This window comes from Streptomyces durbertensis, from assembly GCF_014156695.1.
GTDB lineage: Bacteria > Actinomycetota > Actinomycetes > Streptomycetales > Streptomycetaceae > Streptomyces > Streptomyces durbertensis.
In genome coordinates, this window is the sequence record NZ_WMLF01000159.1 from 1 (window position 1) to 11083 (window position 11083).

Genomic DNA, 11083 nt, shown 5'->3' on the forward strand with positions numbered 1-11083 from the left:
GTGCGGGTGGTGCCAAGGGCGCGCGGGGAATGCGCGCGGGGGTGTCAGTCGAGGAGTTCGTCGGTGCGCACGGCGTGCCCGGCGTGGTGTTCCGGCAGCACCCGGCCGAAGAGCTGGCGGGTGCGGGCGGGGCTGCCGACGACGCCGGGGCGCTCGCTGTAGGCGAATATCGCCGAGTGCCGGTCGCGTTCGCCGGCGACGGGGCTGACGCGGTGCAACGAGTAGCGTCCCTTGAAGAGTTGGAGGTCGCCGGGGCGCAGCGGAAGGCGGCGCACGAGGCGCCGGCCGCCGCCGGTGATGACGTCCCGGACGTCGTCGAAGTTCTCCGACTCGGCCGTGCGGATGCCCGGGCAGTACTCGAACTCACCTCCTGCGTCAGGCTGTTGGGTGAGCATGCTGACGGTGTACTCGTTGGTGTCGAAGTGCCAGGGGTGTTCCATGCCGGGCCGGACGACGTTGAGCACCAGGCCGGAGAGCGGGTCGGCGAGCGGATGCAGCCGGGGCAGCCCGAAGCACTCGGCGACGAACCGCCGGAACGCCTCGTCCCGGTAGAGCACGCTGATCAGCGCCTCGGCGGGGATGAGGTCGCGGGCGACAAAGGCGTTGCCGCGCCGGAAGGGGACGCGGCCCGGGTGGTCGGCGGGCAGGTCGGGGTCGACGTCGATGTTGTAGACGTTGACCGTCTCGACGTCGTAGTGCGCCCGGGGGGCGAGGTCGGCGCACTGCTCGCGCAGCGCCTCGTGCAGTTCGGGCCGGACGAAGTCCGTGAGGACGGTGCAGCCTTCGGCGGCGAGGTCGCGCCGGGCGTCGGCCACGACGCGGCGGACGCGTGCGCCGGCGGGGTCGGTCAGCGGGTACCGCTCGGTGTCGACGACCTCGTCCAGGGTCAGGGCAGGTGACGTGAGGGTGTGCGCGGGGGACGTGCTCATGACGTTCCTCTCGACGTGCTGGCCCCATCGTCCCGGGCCACGGGGGTCACTGTCGGTCGTGCGTGAACTACCCGCGGGTTTAGCACATGTGAGGTTGTCGTTTCAGCGCCGTCGCGACGTCTGTGACCGGTTGCACTGGCGGCGCCGGCTCAGATCCAGTACGGCGCCCGGGGCACGCGGCCGGCCCCGGCGACGGTCACCCCCTCCCCTGCCGTCCGCCCGGTGAGCCAGCCGAGCAGCGCGGCCCGGGTGCCGCTCAACTCCGCTCCTTCCATGCCCGGTCGGGCGTCGCGGCCCAGACGGGCGTCGAGGGCGGCGTCGGCGGCGGTGATCCGCAGGGCGGGGGTGTCGTCGCGGGCGGCGAGGGTGGTGAGGATGTCGTGGAGTATCCAGTCGGTGGCGGCGCCGGGGACGTCGGCGAAGGTGTAGCCGGCGTCCAGGTCCACGTGGTGGACCTCCAACTCCCGCAGCCGGATGCCGACAAGCCGCTCGGCGGTGCACCATTCGCCGGTCCGGGGCCGAACCGGTGTGCGCCAGCCCGCCGGGGGCAGCGCGCGCACGTCGGCGCGGAGGTGTTCGGCGGTCGCGCGGATGTCGGCCGCGAGTGCGGGGGCGGAGCGTCCGGCGCCGGCTTCGATCTCGGCGGCCCGGGCGGCCATGCTGGCGTACTGCGGTGTCGGCTCGCCGGTCCGTGCCCAGTGCAGGAGTCGGCGGAGGCTGTCGGCGGCCCTGGCGAGGTGGCTGAGGACGTGGCCGCGCGTCCAGGGCGGCACAAGCGACGGGTGGGGCAGGTCGTTGTCGGTGAACCGGTCGACGGTGGTGAGCAGTCGGCGTGTGGACTCCTCGACGGCTTCGCACAGTTCCTCGCGTCGCATCGACTCACATCTTCCGTCATGCGGGATCATCTGTCCGCCATACGATAGTCACGCGCGCCCGAACGGGGTAGTCCCACCGGACGGCGGTGTGGGTGCATCCGTCGGGGCGTGGCGGCCGGAAGCATGGGCAGGGACACCCACACGCCACCCACGGGCGGTGCCCTGGAAGGACGGAACCCTATGCGGACGGACGAGAACACGGCCGAGGTCGTGGTGGTCGGCGCCGGCATGGCCGGCCTCGCCTGCGCACAGGACCTGCTCGCGGCCGGCGTCGCGGTCCGCGTCCTGGAAGCGTCGGACGGGGTGGGTGGCCGGATGCGCAGCGACCGCGTGGAAGGCTTCACCGTCGACCGCGGCTTTCAGCTGTTCAACACGTCCTATCCCCAGGTGCGCGGGCGTCTTCCGCTGCGGGAGCTCGACCTGTGCGCGTTCGGCGCCGGGATGGTCGTGCACACGCCCGAGGGGCGGCGACGGTTCGTCGACCCCACCCGGCGGCCTGGCGAGACGGCCGACCTGCTGCCCGGCCGGCTCGCCTCGGGCCGCGACCTGCTGGCGCTCGGCGCGCTGTCGGCGCGGGACATGCTGGCCCCGGCGTCGCTGGTCCGTGGCGGGCGGGAACGCACCACCCGTGCGGCGCTCGCGGCGGCCGGGTTCTCGGACGACTTCGTCGAGCGGTTCTTCCGGCCGTTCCTCTCCGGGGTCTTCCTGGAGGACGAGTTGGAGACCTCCAGCCGGATGTTCCACCTGGTGTGGCGCTCCATGCTGCGCGGCACGCCCTGTCTGCCGATGAACGGCATCGGGGTGGTTCCCGAGCGGCTGGCCGCCGAACTCCCGCCCGAGACCGTGCGCTTGGAGACTCCCGTGCGGTCGCTGACCGACGACGGCGTGCTGCTGGCCGACGGCACCGAACTGCCGGCCGCCGCCGTGGTCGTCGCGGCCGGGCCGGAGGCGGCGTCGGCCCTGCTGCCCGGGCTTCGGGTGCCCGACTACCGGGTGGTGACGACCTACTACCACGCCACCGACCGGCGGCCGCTGGACGAGCCGATGCTTGTCCTGGACTCGGACCGCCGCTTCCTCAACTCGTGTGTGCTCAGCGAGATCTCCCCCGTCTACGCGCCGCCCGGCCGGCACCTGGTGGCCACCTCGGTGCTCAGGGAGCCGGGCCCGGGGACGGAGGCGGACCTGCGTGCCGCGCTCGCCGAGGTGTACCGGACGGACACCTCGACATGGCAGACCCTCACGACCCGTACCGTGCCCGACGCGCTTCCGGTGATGACCCCGCCGCTCCCGCTGACCCGGCGGGCACGGGTCGCGCCCGGCAGGTTCGTGTGCGGCGACCACCGGGCCACCGGCTCGGTCCAGGGCGCGCTCGCGTCCGGCGCGCGGGCCGCCCGCGAGGTCCTGTCGGAACGGCTCGGTGTCGCGTGAACCGGCGGCGCCGGGAAGCGGGGAGGGCCGAGCGGGCCGGCGGGCCGTCACGGCGGCGCCGCGCCCCTGCCCTTCTCCTGTTGGAGGAGTTCCGGCAGGTCGGAGAGGCGGTCGAGTCCGGCGACCGGGCGGGACGTGCGCGGGTTGCCCTCCAGCAGCGCGCGGTGGCGGTGCAGGAAGGCCCAGTAGCCGGCGGTGTAGGGGCAGGCGTCCTCCCCGACGCGCACCTTCGGCCGGTAGGCGCAGCCCTCGCAGAGGTCGCTCATGCGGTTGATGTAGGCGCCGCCGGACGTGTAGGGCTTGGTGGTCATGCGGCCGCCGTCGGCGTACTGCGACATGCCCACCACGTTCGGCACCATGACCCAGTCGTAGCCGTCGACGAAGCTGCGGTGGAACCAGTCGGTGACCTCGGCCGGATGCCAGCCGCGCTGGAGGGCGTGGCCGCCCAGGACCATGAGGCGCGGGATGTGGTGGGTCCACCCCGTGTCCCGCACCTGCGCCAGCACGGTGCTCAGGCAACGGGCGGTGACGGTGTCGGCGTCGAGGTCCCGGAACCAGTCGGGTACCGGGGCGCGGTGCCGGAGGCCGTTGTGCCGCCGGTAGCGCTCGCCGAAGTGCCAGTAGAGCTGCCAGACGTACTCCCGCCAGCCGGCGACCTGGCGAACGAAGCCCTCGACGCTGTTCAACGGCGCGCGACCGGCACGCCACTCCTGTTCGGCCCGCTCGACGCACTCGGCCGGGTCGAGCAGCCCGAGGTTGAGGGAGGCCGACAGCAGGCTGTGGCTCATCACCGGGTCGGCGGCCAGCATGGCGTCCTCGTGCGCGCCGAAGCCGGCCAGCCGGTGGGTGGTGAAGCGGCGGAGCGCGGCCAGCGCCTCCCGGCGGGTGGCGGGGAAGCGGCGCGGGCCGTCGCGGCCGACAAACGAGACCTCACCGGAGCGTTCCCACCGGTCGAGGTCGTGCCGCACCTCCTCGTCGATGCTGTCCTCCCGGGGCCGGTAGGGCGCCGGGACGTCCAGGGTCCGCGCGCCGGCCGGGGGCGGTTCGCGGTTCTCCCGGTCGAGGTTCCACCGTCCGCCGGCGGGCTGGTCGCCTTCCATCAGCAGGTCGTGCTCGCGCCGCACCCAGCGGTAGAAGTGCTCCTGCCGCAGGGCCCGTTCACCGCGGTCCGCCGCCCAGCGGGCGAACGCGTCGTGCGGGACGAGGAAGCCGGCGGCGGGCAGGACCGTGGTGGCGGGGCGGTCGCGCACCAGGCGGAGCGCGGCCCAGGAGGTCGGGTGCCGGACGGTGAGCGGCCGGTCGCCGGCGGCGCGTTCCAGTCCTTCACGGTAGGTCTCCGCGCGCACGTAGTGGACCCGGTCGCCCAGCTCCGCGGCGCGGTGCCGCATGGCCGACAGCACGAGGTGGGCCTTGGCGCGGTGGAAGCGCCGGCGCCGCAGCACCGACCGGGCCTCGATCATCAGGACCGGCGCGTCGCGATCCGGCCCCGACCCGCCGGGCGTCAGGAAGTGCGGGCCGAGCTGGTCGCCGAAGAGCCAGTGCCACGTCTTGGCCACCCGTTCCTCCACCTCTTGCCGTCGGTGTGCTCGGAGCCAGCTTGGCGGCTGGGCGCGGCCTGCGGCGGAGGGCGCGCCCGGCTGTTCTATAGGCTGAGTCGCGTGGTGGAGGCGGAGAACGGTGAGGGCTCGCGGGAGCAGCCGGGACGGGACGAGGGGTTGGCGGACCTCCAGGCGCTTGCCGTACGCATGCGCCGGATGAACGGGGAGATCAACCGGCTGGTCCACGGTTTTGCCGCCGTCCAGGGGCTGCACCCGACCGACGTGCACGCGCTCGCGGCGATCCTCGACGCGGAGGAGCCGATGACCCCGACCCGGTTGCGGGAGCGGCTGGGCCTCACCTCCGGCGCGGTGACCGCGTGTCTGGACAGGCTGGAGCGGGCCGGGCACGTGCGCCGCGTCCGGGAGAGCGCCGACCGGCGGGTGGTCCACCTCTACTACGAGCAGCAGGCGCAGCCGGCGGCGCGGCGGCACTTCGCGCCGCTGGCCGACGCGGCCCGGGCGGCGCGGGCGACGCTCGCGCCGGGCGAGTTGGCCGTGGTGCTGCGGTTCCTGGACGCGATGAACGAGGAGCTGTCGACGACCCGCCCGCCGCGCGACTGAGCCGACCCCGACACCCCGGCGCCCCCGGCCTCACAACCGGTTCGATTACAAGATAACTTCATCATCGAGATTGTTTACTGTCGAGATACACCGTCCTCATGGAGAGAACGATGTCCGGTACCACCCGCTGGGCGCGGCGCCTGGCGCCGCTGTTGCTGATCCTGTTGTGGCTGGGCGTGGGCGGCGGCCTCGGCCCCTACGCCGGCAAGCTGAGCGAGGTCGCCACCAACGACCAGGCCGCGTTCCTGCCCCAGAACGCCGAGTCCACCCGCGTGCTGGAGGAGCAGAAGGGCTTCGAGCGCTCGGAGAGCGTGCCGGCGATCGTGGTGTGGACCGTCGAGGGCGACGGCCGGGTCAGCGCCGAGCAGCGGGACGCGGCGCAGCGCGCGCTCGCCTCCCTCGCGGAGGCGGACGGCGTCGTGGAACGCCCCTCACCCGCCCTGCCGTCCGAGGACGGGAAGGCGCTCCAGGGCATCGTCCCGCTCGACCCGGACCTGGACGAGGGGCTGGGCGAGGTGCTGGACGAGGTGCGTGCCGCCGCCGAGGAGGTGCCGGGAACCACCGTGGGGATCGCCGGCCCGGCCGCCACCCAGGCCGACCTGGGCGACGCGTTCGCCGGCATCGACGGACTGCTGCTCGGGGTCGCCCTGACCGCCGTGCTGCTCATCCTGCTGCTGGTCTACCGCAGCGTGCTGCTGCCCTTTGTGATCATCCTCGGTTCGGTGTTCGCGCTCGGCCTGGCCAGCGGCGTGGTCTACGCCCTGGCCGACCGGGACGTGCTGCGGGTGGACGGCCAGGTCCAGGGCATCCTCTTCATCCTGGTCATCGGCGCCGCGACGGACTACGCCCTGCTGGTCAGCGCCCGCTTCCGTGAGGAACTCACCCACCAGGACGACCGGTTCACCGCCGTCCTCACCGCCGTGCGCCGGTCGGCGGGCGCCATCGCCGCCAGCGCCGGCACTGTCGCGCTCGGGTTGCTCGCCCTGCTGCTCAGCGATCTGACGAACAACCGGGCGCTCGGACCGGTCGGCGCGATCGGCATCGCCTGCGCGGTGGTCAGCGTGCTGACCTGGCTGCCCGCCGTCCTGCTGCTGCTCGGCCGGGCGGCCTACTGGCCGGCGAAGCCCGCCCCCACCGAGGGCGGCGCCAGGGGCGTGTGGGTCCGGGTCGCGGCACTCGTCGACCGGGCGCCGCGCAAGGTGTGGGCCGTCACGACGGTGGTCCTGCTGGCCTTCGCCGCCTTCTCGCCGACGCTCACCTCCAAGGGCGTGCCGCTGGACGAGATCTTCGTCAACGACGCGCCCTCGGTCGCCGCCCAGCAGCGGCTGGGCGAGCACTTCCCCGGCGGCTCGGGCACCCCGGCCGTGGTCACCGCCGAAGCGGACAGCCTGGACCAGGTGGCCGCCGAGGCCGAGCGGGTGGACGGCGTCGCCGCCGTCTCCCCCACGACCGCCACCGGCCGCCCCGACGGCGAACCGCTTGTCGTGGACGGCCGGGCCCGCCTCGACGTCACACTCCAGGACGCCGCCGACACCGAGGCCGCCCGGCAGACCGTCGTCCGGCTGCGCGACGCGCTCCACCCGCTGCCCGACGCGAACGCCCTGGTCGGCGGCTACACGGCACAGCAGTACGACACCTTCAGCACCGCGCAGCGCGACCGGACGCTGATCATCCCCGTCGTGCTGGTGACCATCCTGCTTGTGCTCTTCTGGCTGCTGCGCTCGGTTGTCACACCGATCCTGCTGGTGGCCACGGTCGCGCTGAACTTCCTGGCCACCCTGGGCATCGCCGCCCTGGTCTTCGAGCACGTGCTCGGCTTCACCGGCACCGACCCTGCCGTGCCGCTGTACGGCTTTGTGTTCCTCGTCGCGCTCGGCGTGGACTACAACATCTTCCTCATGTCCCGGGTGCGGGAGGAGTCGCTGACGGTCGGCGTCCGGCAGGGCGTGCTGCGGGGCCTGATCACGACGGGCGGGGTCATCACCTCGGCGGGTGTCGTGCTGGCGGCGACGTTCGCCGCGCTGTCGGTGATCCCGCTCGCGTTCCTGGTGCAGATCTCCTTCATCGTCGCGTTCGGCGTGCTGATGGACACCCTCGTGGTGCGCTCGCTGCTCGTCCCGGCGCTGGTGCGGGACCTGGGCCGGCGCGCCTGGTGGCCGGGCGCGCTCAGCCGTCCGGCGGCGGAACGGCCGGCGGCTGAACGACCCGCGGGCGAGCGGCCGGCGGCGGAACGGCCGGCGGGCGACGCCTGAGACACGGGCCGGCGGCCTCCCCGGTGGGGAGACCGCCGGTGTGTTCACCTACGGGCGGGGGGTCAGTGCTCCTGGTGTGCGGCGCGCTTGCCCTTGCCCTTTCCCTTGTCCGGGTCGCCGGGCCGGTTGTGGAGCGTCACGGTCTTGCTCTCCGACTGGCCGGCGTCCAGCGCGTACGGTCCGCTGACCGGGCGAGGCGGCATCAGGTAGCCCTCGGGGACGGCCGTCTCGCGCAGGTAGTACGAGCCGGTGGGAAGGTCCTCGAAGACACACTCGCCCGCGTCGTCGGTGGCGCAGCCCGCGTCGACGCGTTCGTCCGGGTTGCCGCCGCGGGTCTGGAGGCCGGGCCGGCCGTTGGTCTCCCGCCACAGTTCGAAGACCGCGCCGGCCAGCGGGTCACCGGTCTTCAGGTCCCGCTTGAGCACGGTCAGCGTGGCGGTGCCGTCCTCCTCGGTCTCCCGGTTGTACGCGGTGACGCCGACACCGGTGACCGCGTTCTCGCGGTCGAGCACCAGCGGCCCGAAGACGGCCGGGTCGGGCAGGTCGTAGCCGTCGGGGGCGGTCACCTCCTGCCAGTAGTAGGTGCCGAGTTCGACGGTGTCGCCGCAGCGGCCCTCGTTGTCGGTCTCGCAGGTCGGGCCGACCCGGGTGTCGGGGTTCATGCCACCGGTCTGGAGGCCCTCCCGGCCGTTGGTCTCCCGCCACAGCTGGAACACGGCGCCGGCCAGCGGCTCCTCGGTGTCCGCGTCCAACTTCAGGACGGTGACCTCGCCGCGCTCGTCGGGTACCTCGGTCTCCCGGTTGTACGCGGTGACGCCGACACCGGTGACGGCGTTCTCCTCGGTCAGCGTGAGGGGCCCGAAGACGGCCGGGTCGGGCAGGTCGTAGCCGTCCGGCGGCGCGAGCTCCTGCCAGTAGTAGGTGCCGGGTTCGACGGTGTCGCCGCAGCGGCCGTCGTCGTCGGTGACGCAGGCGTCGCCGACCCGGGTGTCCGGGTTCGTGCCGCCGGTCTGGAGGCCCTCCCGGCCGTTGGTCTCCCGCCACAGCTGGAACACCGCGCCGGCCAGCGGCTCCTCGTCCTCGGCGTCGCGCTTGGTCACGAACACCTCGCCGCGCGGCTGCGGCTGCTGGGCGCAGTCCGGCAGGTCGCCGAGGAACGGGTAGGCGTGGAACTCCTGCCCCGAGGGACCGGTGTCGCCGCCGTGGGTGACCGAACCGGTCGTGAAGAAACGGCCGTTGATGCCCGGCAGGGTGACCAGGGTCTGGCTGTCGCGGTTGCCGATCAGCACGCTGCCCTGGAACTGTCCGGTGCCGATCAGGTCGACCGTTCGGGCGTCGGGGAAGTTCCACAGCAGGCGCGGGCGCAGCTGGTTGAGCGGCGCGGTGTCGGCCAGTTCACCGCTGTAGGTGTTGATGGTGCGGCCGGTGCCGAGCAGGTTGACCAGGACGGTCGCCCCAGCGGGGATGTTGTCGAACCGCAGGCCCTGCTGCCGGCCGCTCGGCCCGACGAGGTCGAAGTCGACGTTGAAGACCTGGAGCATGGAGGTGCCGTCGCCGGTGAAGACGGTCGTCTCACCCTGGTTGACGGCGGTGCCGGTGGCGGTCCGGCCGGTGCCGTCGTCGCCGTACGCGTAGCAGCTGCTCGCGTCGGAGAGTTCGCCGCGCAGGTCCCGGTAGCGGGCGGTGGCGTCGGGGTCGGCGACCGTGCGGCCGGCCAGCACCGTGCCGGTGAGCGGGCCGCCGTGGCGGACGACGCCGCCCTCGGCGAGCAGCCGCTGACCGTCGGCCACGGTCACGGCGCCGCCGGTGACCAGCCAGTCCGAGCCGGCCGGCGGGGGGACGCGGGAGCCGACGCCGACCTCGCCGACGTTGTAGGCCGCGCCGCCGCGGCTCTTGTTCTGGTCGTAGCCGCCGAGCGTCACGACCAGGCCTTCGGCCTCGGCCGCGCCGCCGCGCACCCGGAAGTCGCCGCCGACGAAGATGTTGACGGCCTCGTCGCGTCCGGCGATCGGGCCGTTGTTGACCGGCGGGTGGACGTCCGGGCACGCCGGGCCGAGGCACGGTCCGAGCCCGCCGGGCAGCGGCGCCCGCACGCCGGGAAGCGACGCACCGGCGGCGGAGTCGGCGGTCCGGGCCGTCTTGCGGTCGTCCGCGCCGACGCTGTGCTGCGCGGTCGCGTACTGCGCGGAGGCCAGCAGCAGCGGCAGCGTGACCAGCACCGGCAGACGCCGGCGCAGGAAGGAACGCCACCGGCCTCGGGGCTGTCGGTCCGTCCGTCTTGCCATCGAGCACTCTCCAGAATCCGTTTGTCACACGAAGTGAAGGTGTGACCATTCACACCCGGATGGCGGGCCGACCGGCGGCGACACCCGCACGGGTCACTCCCGGGGCGGCACAACCACCCGAACGGCCGGGTCCGCCGGCCCGTCGCTCACCCCGCCGGACCACCCGCCTTTCCGACCGGCGGCCGAGCGGCTAGGAAGAAGGCCGGGGTCGGCTCCAACACCCCGCCGCGACAAGGGAGTAGGGATGCGCCGCACCTTCCGTCCGCCGCCTCGCGCCGGCGCTGCCCGCCGGATCGCCCCGAGACGGCCCGGCAGGTCGCCTGGCGCCGTCGCGGTCGCCGCCGCGGTCGCCGCAGCCCTGCTCGCCTGCGGCACCGTGCCGGCCGCCGGGAGCCCGGCGGCCGCCGGCGGCACCGCGGAGACGGCCGGCGGCACCACAGAGGAGGAGTGCACGGCCGCCACCGGCCCCTACCAGCGCCAGCTCGAAGCGCACCTGGGGCTGCCCGTCGACGGCCGGCAGTCCGACGCCGACTGCCGGGCCATCCGCGACTTCCAGCGCCGCCACCGACTCGACCCGGCGGACGGCTACGCCGGCGTGCCCGCCTACCGCATGATGCTCGTCGAGCAGGCGAAGGCCGAGCCGAACAAGGAGCGCCGCTGCCCGTCGGTCTCCCGCCGCACCACCTGCGTCGACCTGTCCCGGCAACTGCTGTGGGTGCAGACCGGCGCGAACGACCGGCTGGTCTTCGACGTGGTGCCGGTACGCACCGGGCGGCTGGAGCTGGAGACCCGGGGCGGGCTGCACCACGTCTACTGGCGCAACCGGCACCACCACTCCACGCTCTTCGACGTCCCCATGCCGTACGCCCAGTTCTTCGACGGGGGACAGGCCCTCCACGGCACCACGGAGAACCTCTTCGAAAGCGGCTCCGCCGGCTGCGTCAACCTCCACCACGCGGACGCGGCGAAGCTCTGGGACCTGCTCCAGCTCAACGACCGGGTGTTCGTCTTCGGCACAAAGCCCGGCACTCAGCCGCGTTCCCCGCGCCGCACCGTCGACGAGCGGGGGCGCTCGCTGCTGAGCGACGACGCACTCGTGGCCGAGGGCATGCGCGCCGACCGCCTCAACCGGCTGCGCGGCCACCTAGCGGAGGG

The 11083-nt window shown here is 73.7% G+C and carries 7 protein-coding genes and 1 pseudogene; 4 read left to right on the forward strand and 4 right to left on the reverse strand.

Annotated features, from left to right (window positions below):
* Nucleotides 1–44 precede the first annotated feature (44 nt).
* Complete coding sequence (locus tag GL263_RS12930; RefSeq protein ID WP_182855818.1) at nucleotides 45–929, reverse strand: HalD/BesD family halogenase; 885 nt, start codon at nucleotides 927–929, stop codon at nucleotides 45–47.
* Between the two features lie 149 nt (nucleotides 930–1078).
* Nucleotides 1079–1804, reverse strand: a complete 726-nt coding sequence (locus GL263_RS12935; RefSeq protein ID WP_182855819.1) for a maleylpyruvate isomerase family mycothiol-dependent enzyme — start codon at nucleotides 1802–1804, stop codon at nucleotides 1079–1081.
* 180 nt (nucleotides 1805–1984) lie between these two features.
* Between GL263_RS12935 and GL263_RS12940 the strand changes: the two genes are divergently transcribed.
* Nucleotides 1985–3232 (forward strand): NAD(P)/FAD-dependent oxidoreductase, encoded by a 1248-nt coding sequence (locus GL263_RS12940; protein ID WP_182855820.1) that lies wholly within the window; start codon nucleotides 1985–1987, stop codon nucleotides 3230–3232.
* Between the two features lie 47 nt (nucleotides 3233–3279).
* Here GL263_RS12940 and GL263_RS12945 read toward each other — a convergent pair whose 3' ends face one another.
* Nucleotides 3280–4788 carry a cryptochrome/photolyase family protein gene (locus GL263_RS12945; RefSeq protein ID WP_182855821.1) on the reverse strand — a complete coding sequence of 503 codons (1509 nt, stop codon included), beginning with the start codon at nucleotides 4786–4788 and terminating at the stop codon, nucleotides 3280–3282.
* Between the two features lie 105 nt (nucleotides 4789–4893).
* On the opposite strand from GL263_RS12945, the gene GL263_RS12950 reads away from it, so the two are divergent.
* Both GL263_RS12950 and GL263_RS12955 read left to right on the forward strand, forming a co-directional pair.
* Nucleotides 4894–5391, forward strand: a complete 498-nt coding sequence (locus GL263_RS12950; protein WP_323379373.1) for a MarR family winged helix-turn-helix transcriptional regulator — start codon at nucleotides 4894–4896, stop codon at nucleotides 5389–5391.
* A 110-nt stretch (nucleotides 5392–5501) separates the two neighbouring features.
* The gene (locus GL263_RS12955) at nucleotides 5502–7643 is read left to right on the forward strand and encodes an MMPL family transporter (RefSeq protein WP_182855822.1); all 2142 of its coding nucleotides are present in this window, start codon (nucleotides 5502–5504) and stop codon (nucleotides 7641–7643) included.
* A gap of 62 nt (nucleotides 7644–7705) precedes the next feature.
* Here GL263_RS12955 and GL263_RS12960 read toward each other — a convergent pair whose 3' ends face one another.
* On the reverse strand, nucleotides 7706–9928 hold the full coding sequence (locus GL263_RS12960) for a choice-of-anchor A family protein (protein ID WP_182855823.1): 2223 nt from the start codon (nucleotides 9926–9928) through the stop codon (nucleotides 7706–7708).
* A 244-nt stretch (nucleotides 9929–10172) separates the two neighbouring features.
* Here GL263_RS12960 and GL263_RS12965 point away from each other — a divergent pair.
* A pseudogene (locus GL263_RS12965) lies at nucleotides 10173–10958 on the forward strand (L,D-transpeptidase family protein); the annotation flags it as partial.
* Nucleotides 10959–11083 lie beyond the last annotated feature (125 nt).